The organism is Priestia abyssalis (genome assembly GCF_002019595.1).
Classification (GTDB): Bacteria; Bacillota; Bacilli; order Bacillales; family Bacillaceae_H; genus Bacillus_BA; species Bacillus_BA abyssalis.
Genome location: NZ_KV917369.1, coordinates 4,304,517 through 4,324,015 on the forward strand (window position 1 = coordinate 4,304,517; position 19,499 = coordinate 4,324,015).

Here is a 19,499-nt window from a genome sequence, read left to right on the forward strand (position 1 = left end):
ATCTCTAAGCTCCTCCCCCCTTTAAACTATGAAACTATCGTTTTAAATTAGCCAGTTCTTCTAAAATTTGATCTGAGGTTGAAATGATACGCGTATTCGCTTGAAAGCCGCGCTGTGCCACAATCATCTCTGTAAACTCTTCTGAAAGATCGACGTTGGACATTTCCAGTGTTCCCATTACAATAGTGCCTGCGCCTGTTGTTCCTGGTGTATTCAATTCTGCCAGTTTTAATCCATCACTATTTTTATCGGGAGAACCAGAATTAGCTGTGCTTTTAAATAAGTTTTGGCCAATTTTCTCTAAACCATCATTATTAGAGAAATTAGATATCGAAATAACACCAGCTGTTCTTAAATCACCATTACTGTCAACATAATTTACTGTACCGTCTGAACCAATACTAAAACTTTGTGCGGAAGTTGGTATGTTTATTTTCCCCACACCGTTAGAACGCGTGCTAGTTGGAGGAGTACCAGAAAGAGTATAGCTTTCTCCTATTAAATAATAACCATCCGCATTTACTATATCCCCGTTTTTGTCAAGATAAAAATTTCCCGCTCGAGTAAATACTGGATTGGTTATCGTAGCATTTGTACCAGTTCCGTTTACTCCATTTCCCAAAACAAAAAAACCATCTCCAGAAATAGATAAATCCAATATTCTCCCCGTCGTTTGCAAGCTTCCTTGCGTATGTACCGTATCAATTGTTGCGATTTGCGAACCTAAACCTACTTGTTTTGGGTTCACTCCTCCTTTCCCACTTCCAGGTGCACTAGCCCCTGAAATTTGCTGGCTCACCATATCTTTAAAAGTGGTTCTCCCCTTTTTAAAGCCGTATGTATTGACATTGGCAATGTTATTACCTATAACGTCAAGCTTTACTTGGAAATTTTTCATCCCGCTAATTCCCGAATACATAGATCGTAACATTCTATTTTCCCCCTTCGTTTATTGGCTGTATCAGTCGGTCAACAGCCCAAGCCTCCTCTTATAAGGTCCAGCTTATTCAATAACGATTGTCCCATTAATATTTGTGAAGATTTGAGATTTGGTTTCCTCTCTGTTCATGGCTGTTACAACCGTATTATTTTTAGCACTTACAATTAAAGCAACATTTTCCATCAATACAAGGGAATCATTAACGCCCATTCTTCTTGCCTCTACTACCTTTTGTGCAAGTTGTCTCCATTGAGATTGCTCAATTTGAATATCTCGTTCATCCATCCGCTGCTTAGCATGTTTGCTGATTTTCAATTCGGTCTCTCTTGGCTGAGTCTTTGCCAATTCAAATTGCTGTTTGAATGATGAACCGTAAAGCAACTTGCTTTTGGGATAAGCTGGTTTAGTTGTTACAGGTGTGTAAAGACTATGAGTAATTTTTTTATCCAAGCTCACACCTCCTGATTTTCTATGCTCTTATTTTCACAATCTGACTGGATGTTACGCTTGCTTCACCTTCATCGCCGCCTACAGAAAATATCGACTTGCCGTTTTTGAACAGAACCGATTGTACTACAGCTTCCTGCTCCGCTCCGTCCTCATTGATCCATGTTATATACTTACCAATCAATTGGCTTGCTTGCATCATTAAATTCTCATCCGTTGTCGTTTGGACTTCAAAAACATTTTCAGGCAACACAACAGAGCCATCACTTAAAGTAAAAGTGACTTCTCCATCTATATATTGAATATTCTCGATGATTCCCTCGCCCTTTTTGACTGTTGTTCCATCTTCTTCCACAACAGGTACACTATAGCTGACTTCCTTACCAATCATTTGCTGATAGGCAATTAAACTTCCCTGTTTTTGCAGCTGAACAAAATCTTCAAAAGCTTTTCCCATATTAGTAATTTGTTCCAATGTAGAAAATGTCGCCATTTGAGCAACAAAATCTTTGTCTTCCATTGGATTCGTAGGGTCTTGGTGCTGCAATTGAGTCATTAAAATTTTCAAAAATTCGTCTTTCCCTAAATTGCTGTTACCAACCGAACGCCCTTGATTTTGATAAGTTGATAAATAAAGGCTTTGATCTATTTTAGTTGACATAAAAACCACCTAAACATTGAAATTAAATAACGCTTCCCCAAAGGTTATGGAAAAATCGTTTTCTTCGTCTTCTTGTTCATCTTCAGCCATCTGTTTTTCGTTCCTCTCCTGCCCAGGCTGTTCATGCTCTTGGAAGCCGTGATTCATGAATTTTTCGAAAGGCTGGAATTGCTGCTGAATTTCCACTCGGTCCACATGGATTTGCTGATTCGTAAAAGCCTGTTTCAATAATGATAATTGAGACTCCAACAACTCCTGTGCCTGTTGCGTAGAAGCGATCATTTTAGCAGTCATCCCATGTTCATTTTTAACAATCTCAATTCTTAACGCCCCTAAATGTTCGGGAAATAACTTAATCATTAATTTTGAATGGTCACCGTTTTGCATGAATGAACTGCGTCCCAAAAGTTGCTGAAACTCCCGAAGAAAACCTTCCTCATTTATTCCTTTACCCGCTGATCCGATATGCAGCGCATACTGTTCTGCTTTCGTCATTGGCAGCAGCTGCTCCAGCCTGATTACAGGCACCATATCCTGTTCGTTTCCCGTTTTAGGCAAAGCTTCTTGCTCCATTCCCATGGCAGTCAGCAGCCTCAAATTGGCGTGATTCTCTCTAACACCTTTGTTTACAAGTTGTTCTGCTTTAGAAGCCTCCGAAATAGCGGTCTCTGTCGTCTCTTTCGATGTCAGCAATGCTTTTAAAGACAAATTAAGTTTAATAAAATCAAGTCTATTTTGTTTTTTAATGAGTCCATTCTTAACCGGCAAATCAGCACCCGGGTCCGGCCAACCTTTTACAAACGCTGCCACCCCCTTCTCCTTATCCGTGAGCAACATACTTTTAGGGGGATTAGTCGGCTGTACGGCTGCCATCTCAATTTTGATTTCTTCTAAAACGGCCTCGAACCCCGTTTTTTCTTCTACTTCGTCACCTTTTTTAACCACCGAATTCGTTATAGATTGCTTTCGATCGACCCCGTTGTTTGTAATAGCGGCCGTATACATTTTTATTCACCCCCTTTCAATTGCTAATCATCCTGAGAAGTTCGTTCAGATAAAATTCCCGTATATTGAGCTGCTGTAGCCGGGTCCATTTTTTCCAATATACTGGAAAGCTTGTCTGACTTAAATTGCGTGAGCAGCCTCACTGCCTTATCTTCTTCCAATTCCGAGAGAATGAGAGCTGCTTTTTTAGGTGTCATTTTTTCGTATGCCGACACAATCTCTTTTAACTCTGTTTGTTCTGCCTCTTTTTTCTTATCGGCTTCCGCCAATTGTTCGTTAAGGCGCTGAACCTGTATTTGCAAACTCTCCAGCTCTAAATCCTTTTCGTTAAGTTTGTCCTGCATATCATGTATTTTCTTCTCTTTTTCTTGTAAACTTGTTTCTAATTGTGTAATATCTTCATTTCTTTGTATATTCTGTTCTTCCACTGCCTGTTCTTCTTTAGAAAGAAATGGAATGTCCTTGACCGCTTCTTTCACCTTTTCATTAACATCCATACCGTAAAGCATTAGCAGAACATAAACTATCACTGCCGTAAAGACGAGTGGAATAAAAATCACAAAGAAAAACACTTGCAGCTTACTGTGCTTCTTTTCTTCTTTTAACATTCCTTGTGCTTTACCCACAATTTCACCTAATTCCCCTTAAGCATATATTGCTGGATCGACACCTCATCCATTTGTTTTGACTCCAGCTCTTTTTGAGTCTCTTTATATCTTCGAAAATCTTTGACTTTCATTTTTTCAAATTTCTTCACTTCCATGTTTTTATCGCGCAGTTTCAACTCTGTCAATTGCATCGTTTGACGGGCCGACATCACTTTTTGCTGATATACAGCAATCATTTTTTCCAGGTGGTCGATAAAAAGCTGGAACTGTTTCACGTCTGTAATGGATAATCCCATTCTCATTTTAACAGCGTGTTCATCTATTAATTGTTCTTTTTGTTTTAAATATTCGTACAGTTGCTGCCCTACTTTTTCAAAGCTCTGCACAGCTTCATTGTATTCTGTCATTAAACGGTCTTTTTCGCTTTCCTTGATGGACATTACTCGTTCGAATTTATATTGATACGCCATAATGGTCATTTACCTTCCCCAATGAGAGTATGGAGCATTTCAATGCTTTCATGAATCGAGATTTTTTGGTCGGTTCCTTGCTTCAAAAATGAAATGATTTTAGGGTAATAGTGAATAGCTTCATCTATTTCATGGGAAGAACCCCGTTTATAAGCACCGATGCTAATGAGATCTTCAGAATCTATATACGTTGACAATAAATCCCTTAACTTCTCTGCCGCTTTTCGATGCTCCAAAGAAACAATATTATTCATGACACGACTAACACTTTTTAACACATTGATAGCCGGATACTGTCCCTTATTGGCCAAGCTCCGGTCAAGCACGATATGGCCGTCCACAATGCCTCGCACTGTATCTGCAATCGGCTCATTCATATCGTCTCCATCCACAAGCACTGTATAAAATGCTGTGATAGAACCTTGCTGATTCGTCCCTGTTCTTTCCAATAAGCTTGGTAAAATAGCAAAAACGGAAGGCGTATAACCTTTTGTTGTCGGCGGTTCTCCAACAGCCAGTCCGATTTCACGCTGAGCCATGGCCACACGAGTAACAGAATCCATCATAAACATGACATTCAAACCTTGATCTCGAAAATACTCCGCAATGGCTGTTGCGGTATACGCCCCTTTTATTCTCATCAGCGGAGGCTGATCGGATGTCGCGACAATTACAATTGAACGGGTTAAACCTTCAGATCCTAAATCACGTTCAATAAATTCCCGTACCTCACGCCCGCGTTCTCCAATTAAAGCGATAACGTTCAAATCCGCTTTCGTATTACGGGCAATCATCCCCATCATTGTACTTTTCCCCACGCCGCTTCCTGCAAATATGCCAATGCGCTGCCCGTTTCCAACGGTTAATAAGCTATCAATTGTCCTCACACCTACTTCAATAGGTTCTACAATAGGGGGACGTTCCAGTGGATTGGGAGGGAATTGTTCAGTTATCACAGGGGTCAAGCCTCGTGGCAACCCGCTTCCATCCAATGGATCTCCGAGGGGGTTTAGCACCTTTCCAATGAGTCTTTCCCCCACTTTAATTTGCAGGGGCTTTGCAGTTGTTTCTACCATACAGCCAGGTGAAATATCTCGTACAGATGTATATGGCATTAAAATTACATGCTCTTCTTTAAATCCAACCACTTCTGCTTGGATTCGCTTACGAGAATTCGAATGTCCAATGTAGATATAGCACACATCACCGATAGAAGTAGCAGGTCCCTTTGATTCAATCATTAAGCCGACGACCCTCGTTACCTTGCCATAACGCTTAAAAGAAGAAATATGCTTTACTTCTTTAATCAATTCTTTAACTTTCATTTACATCTTCCTTCAGCAGTTCTGTTAATTGCTTCTTGATTTCATCAAGCTGGCTGTCTACACTTGCATCAATGCGTCCAAATGATGACTCAATAATACAGGACGTATCTGCCAGCTCTCCATCCGGGTAAATGAATAAACTTGCTTCGCCATTCAATAAAGCCATCAGCTCTTCTTTATATCCTTGAATGAACGGATAAGAAGAAACAGAGACGAATAACTGAATCTCCTTATGGTCCCTTACTTCTTTAAGTGCAGTTCTGACAAGCGACAAAAGCTTTTCCGGATCCTGCGCCAGCTGCTGTCCTATAATTTTTTCTGCAATTTCAAGACCGAGGTGTAAAATGATTTCTTCCGAAGATTCCATATAAGAATAGTAATCTTGTTTGGTGAGTTCAATCATTGCTCTTGCTTCAGTCAGCAATGTTTCATAAGCTTGCATTCCCTCTTGTTTACCTTGGCGAAGCCCTTCCTGATACCCTTGTTGCTTAGCTTCCCAGGCAATTCTTTGTCGTTCGTCCTCCCACTGCTGCTGATCATGTTCAATTTGCCTCTTCGCTTGTGAAAGCATCATTTGCGACTGCTGTTCAATAGCTTCCGCTTTCGCCTGAGCTTCCAAAATAAGATTTTCCGCTTCCTGCTCTAACCTCTCTCGAAGATTTTCTTCTTGCTCAATTGAAGATGCCGAAGCGAACCGTTTAATTTGTATGGTTTTCCCCCTATTCCAATGGTCGTTGTTAGTAAACTGAGACTTTATGATACTAGACAATAATATCGTCTCCTCCACCTCGAGATATGATGATTTCTCCAACTTCTTCCAATCTCCGGATCGTTCCTACAATTCTCGACTGCGCCTCTTCCACATCTTTTAAGCGCACAGGACCCGTAAACTCCATCTCTTCTTTAAAAGTTTCGACCATCCGCGTTGACATATTGCGGAAAACAATTTCTTTCACTTCTTCACTGGCAACTTTTAGACTTAACAATAAATCTTCATTATTTACATCTCGAATAACTCGTTGAATCGAACGATTATCGAGTGTGACAATATCCTCAAATACAAACATTCTTTTCTTAATATCTTCCGCTAATTTTGGATCTTGAATTTCTAAAGCTTCCAAAATGGTACGTTCCGTTGCTCGATCCACGCCATTGAGCACTTCTACTACTGACTCTACCCCGCCTGTTTTTGTATAATCCTGAGTTACGGTCGCTGATAATTTCCGCTCTAAGATTTGTTCTACTTCATTAATGACGTCAGGTGAAGTACTATCCATTAAAGCTATCCTTCTTGCAATATCTGCTTGTTGTTCTTGGGCAAGAGACGATAAAATTTGTCCTGCCTGCGCGGGCTCTAAATAAGACAAGATTAAAGCTATCGTTTGAGGATGCTCATCTCTAATAAAATTTAATATTTGCTTCGGATCCGCTTTTCGAGCAAAATCAAATGGTAAAACTTGTAACGAAGAGGTTAAACGATTAATAATCCTTGCGGCCTGTTCTGAGCCAAGGGCTTTATCAAGAATCGTTTTAGCATAGCCAATTCCCCCTTGGGCAATATAGTCTTGCGCAAGAGTGATTTGCTCGAACTCTTCCATAATAGAGTCTTTTACACCTGTATCAACTTTTCTCATCGCTGAAATCTCTAGAGTCAAGCGTTCAATTTCTTCTTCCGATAGATGCTTATATACTTGTGCTGACACATCAGGTCCAAGTGAGATGAGTAAGACAGCGGCCTTTTGCTTCCCTGTCAACTCTCTTTTCTGATCTGCTTTTCCCATTTGACTTCCCCCTCTTACTCCTCAGCAATCCAAGTACGCAACAGTTTGGCGAATTCTTCCGGTTGATCTTTTGCCAGCTGTTCCAGTTTTTGACGGCGTTGCTGTGATTCTGTTAAAGGTAATTCTTCTATCTCAGCGTCTTTCAGCGGCACAAACGTATCTTCGTACTCATCAATTGACTCTTCCTTGCGTTTTCTTCTAAATAACAGGAACAGCAAAACAAGAATGACGATAACTAAGCCGGCTCCTATAGCATACATCCATATCGGGATTTCCGATGTTTCTGTTTCTTCCGTCTGCGGTTTGCCGTTAAATGGCTGAACGGATACCACAACACGATCCGAGATCTCTTCATTTGTCAGTTGTGCTTCTGTTTCTGGCTGCTGTACCGTCGTTCGTACAATCGTACCAAGTATTTGAGTAATATCATCTACCCGCTCTTGTGATAACGAATCGGGATTTTCGGGATTTGGCGGTTCCACCATCACTTGGATACCTAGGTCACGAACTTTATACGGGCTCTCGACAATTTCTTTTCGAATACGATTTACATCATTGTTGATACGTTCTTCCACTCGTTCGTAATCTCCATCGGAACCTGCGGCATTCGATTCTTGATAACTAGAAATATCATTTTCACCTGTTCCCTCAATACCGCCGGCTGCCTGAGCACCGTCTCCTGTATACGTTTCTGTAATACGTTCAACGCTGACCGCAATCCCTTCCATATTTTCCTTATCAACAGGCTCTATTATATTTTCTTCCCGATTTTCTTTTGTAAAATCAACATCCGCGGTTACGGAGACGACAACTTTGTCATATCCCATCATTGTGCCTAGCATTTGTTGCACTTGACGTTGAATGTCACGTTCTATTTCTTTCTTCATTTCATGTTGAACGACAAAAGAACTACCCTCGAAAAAATTTTCTTTACTTTTTAGGTCAAAATACTCAAAGTATTGGTTCATGATGACGATATTATCAGTAGGCAGGTTCGGAACACTTTTAGAAACAAGATGGTATAAGGACTTTACTTGCTGTTCATCAAATTCATATCCCGGTTTTGTGTTTAATACAATGGAGGCGGATGCCTCTTCGGTTTGATCATTTACCCAAATGCTTTTCTCCGGGAGTGTAATCATGACGCTCGCATCGTTTACACCGTCAATGTTTTTCATTAGGTTTGCAATTTCCGTTTGCATGGCGTCTACCTTTAGTACATTGAATTCATTATCCGTCATACCAAATCCGGCATTTTGACTAAAAAAAGAGTAATCGATACTCCCGCTTTTTGGAATACCTTCAGCCGCAAGCTCGACTTTTAGCGTATCGACTACCTCTTCGGGAACAGAAATGGTCTTTCCATCATCTGACAACTGGGATTTTATCCCTCTCCCATCCAACTCCGCTTTGATTTGGCCGGTTTCTTGTGGTGATAGATTACTATAAAGAGGAACAAACGTATCTTTTGACAGCATATAAGTAATGATGGCAGCAAAAAAGAAGACGGCAAGTGGACCACCTATTAGCAATCCTTTTTGCCGCTTCGATCGGCTGCTCCAATATTCTTTTGTCTTTTCTTTATAAGCTAATAATTTTTCGTTCATCGTAATCCCCCGGTTATTCTTTCTCTATCTAATAACCGCTCACAGGCTATTTTGTAAAACAAAGCAAAAAACATTCATTATACTTGCATTCTCATCGTTTCTTGATAAGCCTCTACCGCTTTGTTTCGAACTTCGATGGCAGTTTGAAGCATGATGCTTGCCTTCTGTGATGCAATCATTACTTGGTGTAAATCAATCGGCTCGCCTTTCACCAATTTTTCTGTAGCCGTATCTGCAGCGGCTTGTGATTCATTTAATTCATTGATAGATTGTTTTAAAAAGGAACTAAATGATTGAGTTGTTTCATTTACCGTAGCTGCCGGTTTCACAATCGATGATGAAAGGGAGGCTGCCTGACTATTATTAATGACTGACTGAATCATCTATCTTCTCTCCTATTTGCCAATTTCCAATGCTTTCATAAGCATCCCCTTTGTCGCGTTCAGTACGGTGACATTCGCTTCGTATGAACGAGTAGAGCTGATTAAATCGACCATCTCCTTTAAAGGATCGACATTGGGCATTTTTACATACCCTTGATCATCTGCATCTGGATGCTCCGGGTTATATACAAGTTTAAATGGCGTCTCGTCCTCCACGACTTTTGTGACTTTTACTCCATTCCCCACGGCGTGAGAATCCTTGCTTAAGGCATGGCTAAGAGAACTCGAAAACGATTCATTTGGCTGAGCCACCACCATTTTACGGCGATAGGGTTCCCATTGCCCGTTTACCAGCTTTCCTCTCGTCGTATCGACATTGGCCATATTTGAAGAAACAATATCCATTCTTAATCGCTGTGCAGTTAAAGCAGAGGAAGTAATATTCATACTATGAAAAATGGACATCTTTATCTTCCTCCTTGGATGACTGTTTTTAATGAGTTAAATTTACCGCCTAAACGTTCTGTCAATGCTTGATAGTAAATTTGATTTTGAGCTAATTCGGACATTTCCCTATCCATATCAACACTATTCCCATTATGCTGATAAGATTGTTTTTTTTGATTGATAATCAAACCAGAAGAAGATGACGACTTAAATTCGTAATGCCTGAAATCCGTTCGATTCGCTTCAAATGTATGCTGTACAGCTTCCTGAAATACATTTTTGAACGATACATCTTTGGCTTTATAGTTTGGTGTATCAACATTCGCAATATTTTGGGAAATAGCCTTTTGCTTTAAGGATGCATAGTTTAATCCTTGTTCCAATGTGTGGAATGTATCGGAAAAAATCTTCAATTAAATCTCCCCATTAATATCCATTTTTGGTATATTTTTGACAAATTTCGACTTTTTGTCATTACCTCATATTGTAAAGAAAATAGATGGAATTGTCCATGCGTTTTCATCTTTTTTTACAATATGATTACAAATCACAGGACTAATTTTACAAGCTTTTTTTAGGAATAGTCCTTTTTCCTTATTGAACAAATCCCCATTTTTTTTATTATAATCCCATCATTATAATCAAATTCTTTTAAGGTGACCGTGATATATCGCACAGTGTCTATCATTGTTTGACAAGAAATAAAACTTTTTTTATTTTAAAACGATTAAAGAAAATTGTCGAAAGGCACTTGGGCATTAGACACCTCAAAAAGAGCATAAAAGCACATCGCTGTATACTTTCCGTCAAGAAAAAGCACCATTTGGAGGAACTTTTTCTCCTTCTCTTTCAGCTTTCTCTAAATTTATACAAAATTACTATTTTGTATAAAACAAGTAAAAAGCGCTGAAAATTAACAGCCTCGTTGAACTAATATGAGTAAAAAAAAGGTAATTCTCATCAGCTGCTCAAGCTGTGAGAATTACCTTTTTTACTATTAGTTAATTAGATTTTAATTTGGCAAGCTCAACCAAAAATTTATCATTTAATACTTTAATATACGTACCTTTCATTCCTAAAGAACGCGATTCGATAACACCAGCACTCTCAAGCTTACGAAGAGCATTTACGATAACAGAACGGGTAATACCCACACGATCAGCAATTTTACTTGCTACAAGCAATCCTTCATTGCCGTTCAACTCTTCAAAAATATGTTCAATTGCTTCTAATTCACTATAGGAAAGGGAGCTAATCGCCATTTGCACAACAGCTTTGCTGCGTGCTTCTACTTCAATTTCTTCAGCCTTTTCTCTCAAAATTTCCATACCTACAACCGTTGCGCCATACTCCGCTAAAATTAAATCATCGTCTTCAAACGTTTGGTCAAGACGAGCTAAGATTAATGTACCAAGACGTTCACCGCCCCCGATAATTGGGACGATTGTCGTTAATCCAGACTGGAATAACTCCTTATTCTCAACAGGAAATGCCGTATATTCACTTTCCACATTCAAGTTGGAAGACGTTTCATTAATGTTGAATAAGTTTTGTGTATATTCTTCCGGGAATTGACGATCTTCCAACATTTTTTTCATACGCTCATTTTCAATTTGCTGTTTGATCGCAACGCCTAACAATTTTCCGCGACGACTTACCACAAATACGTTAGATTCAATGACTTCACGTAAAGTTTCAGCCATTTCTTTAAAGTTTACCGGTTTTCCCGCAGCTCTTTGCAGCATCGCATTAATTTTTCTTGTTTTAGATAATAAATCCATCTTTGTTCCTCCTGAAATTCTTCCATTATTCATTGTATCCCGCTCCAGCAGGCAATAAAAGCCTCCCTGTTTTATAAAGAGATTAATTGCCTCAAAGAGCCTGATTAGTTCAACTATGTATCACGAATGTAAGTTGAACGCTATAAAATAAATTGACTCAAGTCTTTATTTTTTACTATTGTTCCAAGCTTTTCTTCTACATATTGCGGAGTGATGACGATTTTCTCCAATGTGACCTCAGGCGCTTCAAATGATAAATCTTCTAACAGACGCTCCATGATTGTATGCAAACGTCGCGCACCAATATTATCCGTATCTTGGTTCACTTGATAAGCCACTTCGGCAATCTTACGTATAGCATCGTCAGAAAATTCAATTTGTATACCTTCTGTTTCCAATAATGCCTGATATTGCTTAAGAAGAGCGTTATCAGGTTCAATTAAAATACGAATAAAATCTTCTACAGTTAATTTCGTTAATTCTACCCGAATTGGGAAACGACCTTGCAACTCAGGAATAAGATCGGACGGCTTAGATAAATGGAAAGCTCCCGCTGCCACAAACAACACGTGATCGGTTTTTACCGAGCCATATTTCGTTACAATGGTAGATCCCTCTACAATTGGTAAAATATCACGCTGCACACCTTCACGTGATACATCTGCCGACGAAGATTGTGTATTTTTTCGTGCAATTTTGTCGATTTCATCAATGAAGATCATACCGTACTGCTCAGCTCGATACACTGCTTCTTGCGTTACTTCATCCATATCAATTAGCTTCTGAGCTTCTTCATTCGTTAAAATTTTGCGCGCTTCTCTCACAGTCACTTTTCTCTTTTTTTGTTTCTTTGGCATGAAGCTGCCTAAAGCATCTTGAATGTTCATGCCCATTTGTTCCATACCCGAACCTTGCAGCATATCAAACATAGAAGGCTGCTGTTCCTCTACTTCAATCGTAACGTAATGATCTTCTAATTCTCCCAGTGCCAGCTGATGAGCCATTTGTCTCCTTTTCATTTCAACATTGGCTTCTTCACTTGTAGATTCTTGTGTTTGTTGGGTCGTTTGATTTTGTCCAAATAACATTTCAAACGGATTTTTAAAATTTTGCTGTTTTCGGCTAGATGGAACAAGCAGTTCAACAATACGCTTATTTGCATTGTCTTCCGCCTTGTCTCGCACAGAATGCATCCTCTCTTCTTTTACGAGGCGGACTGATGTTTCAACTAAATCCCGAATCATTGATTCAACATCTCTTCCTACGTATCCGACTTCCGTAAACTTCGTCGCTTCTACTTTAATGAAAGGAGCGCCGACTAGTTTAGCAAGGCGGCGGGCAATTTCCGTTTTTCCTACCCCTGTAGGACCAATCATCAAGATATTTTTCGGAACGACCTCATCTCTTAAGTTCTCAGCAAGCAAGCTTCGGCGATAACGATTACGAAGCGCAACCGCAACCGCTTTTTTCGCTTTTGTTTGGCCAACAATGTACTGATCTAACTTTTCAACAATTTGTCGTGGAGTCAAGTTCGTTTTCACAGCAAATCCTCCCCCCTTACAATTCCTCTACAATAATGTGTTCGTTTGTGTACACACAAATTTGGCTTGCAATTTCCAATGCCGCCTTTGCGATATCTTTCGCTGATAAATGGTCAGCCGCATATTGCTTTAAAGCCCGCCCTGCGGACAAAGCATAGTGGCCTCCCGATCCGATTGCTAAAATACCGTCATCCGGTTCGATTACTTCTCCTGTTCCTGATACGAGCAATAAATGCTCTTCATTCATCACGATAAGCATCGCTTCCAGTTTTCGAAGGACTTTGTCACTCCGCCATTCTTTAGCTAACTCTACAGCAGCACGTTGCAAATTCCCATTATATTCTTCGAGTTTACCTTCAAACATTTCAAATAAGGTAAAGGCATCCGCTACAGATCCTGCAAATCCCGCTAACACTTTTCCTTGAAAAAGACGACGTACTTTTTTCGCTGTATGTTTCATCACTACAGCGTTTCCAAACGTTACCTGTCCATCCCCGGACATAGCGCACTTCCCATTATGCTGAATGGCAAATATCGTTGTCGCATGAAAAGTTGACATAAAACTCCTCCTTCACTTTAGGCACGTGGATGATGATTCATGTAAATAGTGCGCAATCGGTCCTTTGTAACATGAGTATAGATTTGAGTGGTAGACAAATGCTCATGCCCCAGCAGCTCCTGTACCGTTCTCAAATCAGCCCCCTCGTTTAACAAGTGCGTTGCAAATGTATGTCTTAACGTGTGCGGGCTCATTTGAATTGTCTCCGATGCTTTTTTGACTAAACGATCGATAACAAGCCGAATTCCCCGTGTCGTTAAAGGACCTCCTCGATGATTGAGGAAGAGCGCTTTTGTACTTGAATCAGAAGATGCTTTTTGCAGCAATTCCTTACGCCCTTCTTCTATATATGTCTCGAGAGCTTTTTGGGCATAGGTACCGAATGGGACATAGCGTTGTTTATTGCCTTTCCCATAAATAAGTATGGCCTGTAAAGAAAAGTCAATATCTGGCAAGTGAATCTTTGCACATTCGCTGACACGTATTCCTGTTGCATATAATAACTCTAAAATAGCTTGGTCACGCTGTCCAAGCGATGTGGATAAATCTGCCGCTTCAAATAGTCTCTCCATCTCTTCCTTATAAAGAAAGTTCGGGTTCTTATGTTCTTTTTTTGGTGAAGAAACCAGGGCGAAAGGATTTTCCTTCACCAGCTTTTCACGCAGTAAAAAACGGTAAAAGCTCCTTAGTGAAGAAATTTTTCTTGCAATCGATCGCTTCGAGTAGTTCATACTATAAAGCTTCGTTAAAAAGAGACGAACATCCGAGTATGTAACATCTTGTATGCCTTCAATGCTTTCTTCTTTTAAGAATTCTACGAACAGATTTATATCTTGTTCATAACACACAATTGTATATTTTGAATAATTTTTTTCTATTTGTAAATATTCTAGAAAGGAATTTAAAAAAGTTTTAACATTTTTAATTGTCATCACCTCACAAAGGCTACTAAATATTATCACAATTCAGTAGCCCATGCAAATGATTTCTCTTATTTTTTTATAAAATTCTGAATTGTCTGTAATGCCCGTTCAGCATACTTTGCATAACGTTCCTGTTTGTTTTTAATACGAACATCCAGTTCTTTGAAAATCCCGAAATTTGCGTTCATCGGCTGGAAATTATCCGGATTAGCGTTCGTAATATAGTGAGCCATGCTTCCTATAGCCGTTTCTTGCGGAAGAACGACTAATTCCTCTCCTCGTACAAGACGAGCTGCATTCATTCCGGCCATTAATCCGCTGGCCGCCGACTCTACATATCCTTCCACCCCTGTCATTTGTCCGGCAAAGAATAAATTGTCGCGTTCACGGTACTGATACGTTGGCTTCAGTAAACGGGGCGAATTAATAAATGTATTACGGTGCATCACACCATAGCGGACAATTTCCGCATTCTCCAATCCCGGTATTAAGCGGATGACTTCTTTTTGTGGTCCCCACTTCAAGTGAGTTTGAAAACCAACGATATTATAAAGAGTGCCTGCTGCATCATCTTGGCGAAGCTGCACAACCGCAAAAGGACGTTTTCCTGTTTTTGGATCCTCTAATCCGACTGGTTTCATCGGTCCAAATAACATGGTCTTCTTCCCTCGACTCGCCATTACTTCAATCGGCATACATCCTTCGAAATAGATTTCCTTTTCAAATTCTTTTAAAGGAACGGTTTCCGCTGCGATGAGGGCTTCATAGAAGCGATCAAATTCCTCTTCTGTCATCGGGCAATTCAAGTAGGCTGCTTCCCCTTTATCATAGCGGGACTTTAAATATACCTTATCCATATCAATGCTTTCTTTTTCAAGAATAGGCGCTGCTGCATCGTAAAAATATAAATAGTCTTCTCCGGTTAAGCCTCTCAACTGCTCTGACAACGCTTTTGAAGTCAATGGACCTGTTGCAATAACAGTTGGCCCTTCTGGAATTTCCGTTATTTCTTCATTAAAAACCGTTACATTTGGATGATTTTTAACCGATTCCGTCACTCGAGCTGCAAATTCATGACGGTCAACCGCAAGAGCTCCTCCGGCCGGAACCGCACACTCGTCAGCCGAACGAATGATGACGGAATCCAGTTGGCGCATCTCTTCTTTCAACACGCCTACCGCATTTGTTAATGTATTCGCACGCAGCGAGTTACTGCATACAAGTTCGGCGAATTTGTCTGTATGATGCGCAGGTGTTTGCTTAACAGGTCTCATTTCATATAAATGCACCTTAATACCGCGCTTCGCGATTTGCCAAGCCGCTTCACTTCCTGCAAGACCTGCTCCAATGACATTGACTACTTGTTCACTCATTTAAAATCCTCCAACTTTTTATCTCTTTGTATATATGAATCCATGTTAATTTCTTACCATCATCACTTTTTATACTGTTCATGATTTTTTGTTCTTACATCTTGAATAGCTCACAAAGTTTTTTTCATAAGCGATCGGGAAGAACCCGCAAGGGAGCTTTCTGATCGCTTATATATAATGGCATATAAAGAGGTGAGCAAATATGTGCTCACCGCGTATCCTAACCTTGAGTTTCTTCTTTATAATCACAGTTTGTACAAACAACTTGCATCCCATTCTTCTGCTTTTTCTCGACAAGTAACTGCTCACATTTCGGACACTTTCTCGCAATCGGTTTATCCCAAGAAACGAAATCACATTCAGGAAAACGGTCACAGCCGTAAAACGTGCGTTTCTTTTTCGATTTACGCTCTACGATGTTTCCTTCGTTACACTTTGGACAATCTACGCCAATTTGCTTGACAATCGGTTTTGTATTTCGGCATTCCGGGAAATTTGAACACGCCATGAATTTTCCGTATCGCCCCATTTTATAAACCATTTCCGATCCGCAAATTTCGCAGTCTTCTCCGGCAGGTTCATCTTTGATTTCAACTTCTTTCATTTCAGCTTCCGCTTTTTTAAGGTTTACTTCGAACCCTTTATAGAATTCATCGATAACCTTCACCCATTGTACTGCACCATCTTCAACATTATCAAGACTTGTTTCCATTTTCGCAGTGAATTCTACATCAATGATTTCAGGGAAAAACTCTAAAATGAGCTCCAGTACAATTTCCCCCAGTTCTGTCGGAATAAAGCGCTTGTTTTCCAATGCCACATACCCTCGTTTTTGGATCGTATCCAAAGTAGGTGCATATGTAGAAGGCCGACCTATGCCCAATTCCTCAAGCGTTTTTACTAATCTTGCTTCCGTATATCTTGGCGGAGGCTGTGTAAAATGCTGTTTTGGTTCTACATCCTTGGAGTAAGCGGTTTCTCCCTTTTGCATCTCTGGAAGCATATTTTCCTTTTCTTCTACTTGGTCATCGCTTCCCTCTACGTACACCTTCATAAAACCCGGAAATTTTATCTTCGATCCATTAGCACGGAATACCACACCTGAATTCTCCAAATCAACAGCCATTGTATCCATGATGGCCGGAGCCATTTGACTTGCTAAAAAGCGCTCCCAAATCAATTTATACAAGCGATATTGATCTCGAGATAAAAACTCTTTGATTTCAGTCGGTTTACGCTGTGTAGACGTTGGTCGAATTGCTTCATGGGCATCTTGAGCTTTCGCGTTTTTCTTTTCTTTCCGCTTTTCCTGATTTGCATATTCCTCACCAAACGATTGGAGGACATAGTCGCGAGCTTCGGCTTGCGCTGTTTCAGAAATACGTGTTGAATCTGTTCTCATGTATGTAATTAAACCAACGGTTCCTTCTTTGCCAAGGTCAATTCCCTCATATAGCTGCTGGGCAATCATCATGGTCTTTTTTGCACGGAAATTTAACTTTCTTGCCGCTTCCTGCTGTAAAGAAGAGGTTGTAAACGGCAAGGCCGGATTTCGTTTTCGTTCCTTTTTGCTTACTGCCTTAATTTCAAATTCATTGCCAGCCAAGTTCGCTAAAACAGCATTCACATCTTCTTCTTTGGAAAGCTCTACTTTTTGACCATTGTACTCTATCAGACTAGCTTCAAACTGCTCCTTGTCTTTTTGGAACGTCGCGTTCACTGTCCAATACTCTTCAGGTTCAAATGAGTTGATTTCGTTTTCACGTTCAATGATCATACGAACCGCGACAGATTGAACGCGCCCTGCACTCAAACCTTTTTTAACCTTTTTCCACAGAAGCGGGCTAATGTTGTATCCTACAAGGCGGTCTAAAATGCGGCGGGCTTGCTGAGCATCCACCAAATCCATGTTAATAGCACGTGGATGTTTAAACGACTCTTTAATGGCATCTTTCGTAATTTCGTTAAAAACCACACGGCAATCAGATGTAATATCAATATCCAATACATGGGCAAGATGCCAGGCAATGGCTTCCCCTTCACGATCCGGGTCGGCTGCGAGATAAATTTTCTTTGCTTTTTTCGCAGCCGATTTTAATTCCTTTAAAACAGGACCTTTTCCCCGAATGGTAATATATTTTGGTTCGTAGTCATGTTCAACATCAATCCCCGTTTGACTTTTCGGCAAATCGCGAACATGTCCCATGGAGGCTTTAACTTTATATTTTTTTCCTAAATATCGCTCAATCGTTTTGGCCTTTGCTGGCGACTCTACTATTACTAGGTAGTCAGACATCAATGCTCCTCCTCAAGAGGTAAAATAAAATCTTCATTATTATTAAATATTCCTCTACAATTTGTCAAACAACAATTAATATTTTTTGGTAAAAAGCCTCCAAAAGGGGGTTTTTTACCAAAAAACGGTTTCGCTGCTAGGGTGGATTTTTAAGCCCCTTATACAGTAATTATCCATTTATTTCATCTTTTCTTCATTATAAAGTTAAAATCCTTTTTCTATACACTTTGTTTTACTACGTAGATTTGTATATTACCTTATCATTAAATGAAATCATTAGGCAACCCATTTAGTTACAGTCATGCTCCATGTGCACGTAAAGTTCGGATAAAATGTCTTCTGCCGTCAAGACGAGCTTAGCACCTTGTTGGATTAAGCGATTGGTACCGGTCGAACGCTCATCCAAAACTGGCCCAGGGATGGCGAATACCTCTCTCCCTTGCTGAAGAGCCTGTTCAGCAGTGATAAGAGAACCACTTCGTTCTTTTGCCTGTACAATGATCGTACCGCGCGTCAAGCCGCTTATAATACGGTTCCTCATCGGAAAAGCCCAACGGTTTGGCCTTTGGGGAGGAGGATATTCAGAAATTAATAAATGATGATTGCCAATTTCTGCAGCCAGCGCTTCGTTTTGCTTCGGATAAATATGATAAAATCCGCTCCCTAATACCGCAATGGTCTTCGTCTGTGACTCCAAAGCCAGTTTATGGGCGGCTGTATCGATTCCAAGAGCTAAACCGCTTACGACTACCCATCTTTCAGAAAGAAGCGGCTGTAGCACCTTTTCTAAGGACTTGTATCCGTATCGGGACGGATCTCTTGTTCCCACTACGCTGATTTTCTTTCCATATGTTAACAGACCTACTTTTCCTTTCGCATAAAGCACCCATGGCGGATCATAAATGGTTTTTAGTAGAGGAGGATACTCATCGTCAAAATAAGAAATACAATGAACATGTTCTCTTTTATATTTATTTAGGATATCTTGAATGGGAATCGTTTGCAAATCCTTTTTGAATTCATTCAAATGATAAGTGGGAAGTTGGAGAATATGCTGAAGTTGGTCTGAGGATAAAGAATAGAGGTGTTGTAAAAGAGGATCTGATTGCAGAAGTCTCAGAATCGATTTCCACCCGACTCCCCTGCAATGCGTCAAATGAATCAGTTTTGCTTTAAATTCATCATTCATAGAACGAATACCTCCTCATTTAGATAAGAACTTTCCTTAGAGAATACGTTGAATAGAAGCTTATCATAACATCAGGACTATGATACTAATTGAAATAAGAAGGATTTATTGCATAGAGACATGCCAATCACCTATTTAAGATGATTGGCATGTCCCTATCTTA

At 40.0% G+C, this 19,499-nt stretch carries 20 protein-coding genes; all 20 read right to left on the reverse strand.

The features are described from left to right. Positions 1-34: 34 nt before the first annotated feature. Positions 35-931 carry a flagellar basal body rod protein FlgG gene (gene flgG, locus BK575_RS20480; protein WP_078413268.1) on the reverse strand — a complete coding sequence of 299 codons (897 nt, stop codon included), beginning with the start codon at positions 929-931 and terminating at the stop codon, positions 35-37. 72 nt (positions 932-1,003) lie between these two features. Further along, on the reverse strand, positions 1,004-1,396 hold the full coding sequence (locus BK575_RS20485) for a TIGR02530 family flagellar biosynthesis protein (RefSeq protein ID WP_407984357.1): 393 nt from the start codon (positions 1,394-1,396) through the stop codon (positions 1,004-1,006). A 13-nt stretch (positions 1,397-1,409) separates the two neighbouring features. After that, on the reverse strand, positions 1,410-2,048 hold the full coding sequence (gene flgD, locus BK575_RS20490) for a flagellar hook assembly protein FlgD (protein ID WP_078413272.1): 639 nt from the start codon (positions 2,046-2,048) through the stop codon (positions 1,410-1,412). 9 nt (positions 2,049-2,057) lie between these two features. Next, complete coding sequence (locus tag BK575_RS20495) at positions 2,058-3,053, reverse strand: flagellar hook-length control protein FliK (protein WP_078413274.1); 996 nt, start codon at positions 3,051-3,053, stop codon at positions 2,058-2,060. Positions 3,054-3,076: 23 nt separating this feature from the next. Continuing rightward, positions 3,077-3,679 carry a MotE family protein gene (locus tag BK575_RS20500; protein WP_078413276.1) on the reverse strand — a complete coding sequence of 201 codons (603 nt, stop codon included), beginning with the start codon at positions 3,677-3,679 and terminating at the stop codon, positions 3,077-3,079. 8 nt (positions 3,680-3,687) lie between these two features. Beyond that, the gene (fliJ, locus tag BK575_RS20505) at positions 3,688-4,140 is read right to left on the reverse strand and encodes a flagellar export protein FliJ (RefSeq protein ID WP_139368083.1); all 453 of its coding nucleotides are present in this window, start codon (positions 4,138-4,140) and stop codon (positions 3,688-3,690) included. After that, entirely contained in the window at positions 4,137-5,456 is a 1,320-nt protein-coding gene (fliI, locus tag BK575_RS20510; protein ID WP_078413278.1) for a flagellar protein export ATPase FliI, read from the reverse strand. The genes fliJ and fliI overlap by 4 nt, the downstream gene beginning before the upstream one ends. Next, positions 5,446-6,225: a flagellar assembly protein FliH gene (gene fliH / locus BK575_RS20515; protein ID WP_169907927.1), complete on the reverse strand. Its 780-nt coding sequence runs from the start codon at positions 6,223-6,225 to the stop codon at positions 5,446-5,448. The genes fliI and fliH overlap by 11 nt, the downstream gene beginning before the upstream one ends. After that, positions 6,218-7,237: a flagellar motor switch protein FliG gene (gene fliG / locus BK575_RS20520; RefSeq protein WP_078413282.1), complete on the reverse strand. Its 1,020-nt coding sequence runs from the start codon at positions 7,235-7,237 to the stop codon at positions 6,218-6,220. Before fliG ends, fliH begins: the two co-directional genes overlap by 8 nt. Positions 7,238-7,251: 14 nt before the next feature. Next, complete coding sequence (gene fliF / locus BK575_RS20525; protein ID WP_078413284.1) at positions 7,252-8,844, reverse strand: flagellar basal-body MS-ring/collar protein FliF; 1,593 nt, start codon at positions 8,842-8,844, stop codon at positions 7,252-7,254. A 77-nt stretch (positions 8,845-8,921) separates the two neighbouring features. Next, entirely contained in the window at positions 8,922-9,227 is a 306-nt protein-coding gene (gene fliE, locus BK575_RS20530; protein WP_078413286.1) for a flagellar hook-basal body complex protein FliE, read from the reverse strand. A gap of 12 nt (positions 9,228-9,239) precedes the next feature. Then, the gene (gene flgC, locus BK575_RS20535; RefSeq protein ID WP_078413288.1) at positions 9,240-9,692 is read right to left on the reverse strand and encodes a flagellar basal body rod protein FlgC; all 453 of its coding nucleotides are present in this window, start codon (positions 9,690-9,692) and stop codon (positions 9,240-9,242) included. 2 nt (positions 9,693-9,694) lie between these two features. Continuing rightward, positions 9,695-10,087 (reverse strand): flagellar basal body rod protein FlgB, encoded by a 393-nt coding sequence (gene flgB, locus BK575_RS20540; RefSeq protein WP_078413290.1) that lies wholly within the window; start codon positions 10,085-10,087, stop codon positions 9,695-9,697. 588 nt (positions 10,088-10,675) lie between these two features. Next, positions 10,676-11,455, reverse strand: a complete 780-nt coding sequence (gene codY, locus BK575_RS20545) for a GTP-sensing pleiotropic transcriptional regulator CodY (RefSeq protein WP_078413292.1) — start codon at positions 11,453-11,455, stop codon at positions 10,676-10,678. 140 nt (positions 11,456-11,595) lie between these two features. Then, a complete protein-coding gene (gene hslU, locus BK575_RS20550) occupies positions 11,596-12,996 on the reverse strand; it encodes an HslU--HslV peptidase ATPase subunit (RefSeq protein ID WP_078413294.1) in 1,401 nt (466 codons plus the stop codon). Positions 12,997-13,012: 16 nt separating this feature from the next. Continuing rightward, entirely contained in the window at positions 13,013-13,555 is a 543-nt protein-coding gene (gene hslV, locus BK575_RS20555) for an ATP-dependent protease subunit HslV (protein ID WP_028394564.1), read from the reverse strand. 17 nt (positions 13,556-13,572) lie between these two features. Beyond that, positions 13,573-14,481: a tyrosine recombinase XerC gene (xerC, locus tag BK575_RS20560; protein WP_078414897.1), complete on the reverse strand. Its 909-nt coding sequence runs from the start codon at positions 14,479-14,481 to the stop codon at positions 13,573-13,575. Between the two features lie 65 nt (positions 14,482-14,546). Then, positions 14,547-15,851 (reverse strand): FADH(2)-oxidizing methylenetetrahydrofolate--tRNA-(uracil(54)-C(5))-methyltransferase TrmFO, encoded by a 1,305-nt coding sequence (gene trmFO, locus BK575_RS20565; protein ID WP_078413296.1) that lies wholly within the window; start codon positions 15,849-15,851, stop codon positions 14,547-14,549. Between the two features lie 220 nt (positions 15,852-16,071). Further along, positions 16,072-18,147, reverse strand: coding sequence for a type I DNA topoisomerase (gene topA, locus BK575_RS20570; RefSeq protein WP_078413298.1), 2,076 nt, complete (start codon positions 18,145-18,147; stop codon positions 16,072-16,074). 289 nt (positions 18,148-18,436) lie between these two features. Then, complete coding sequence (gene dprA, locus BK575_RS20575) at positions 18,437-19,336, reverse strand: DNA-processing protein DprA (protein WP_078413300.1); 900 nt, start codon at positions 19,334-19,336, stop codon at positions 18,437-18,439. Between the last annotated feature and the right edge of the window lie 163 nt (positions 19,337-19,499).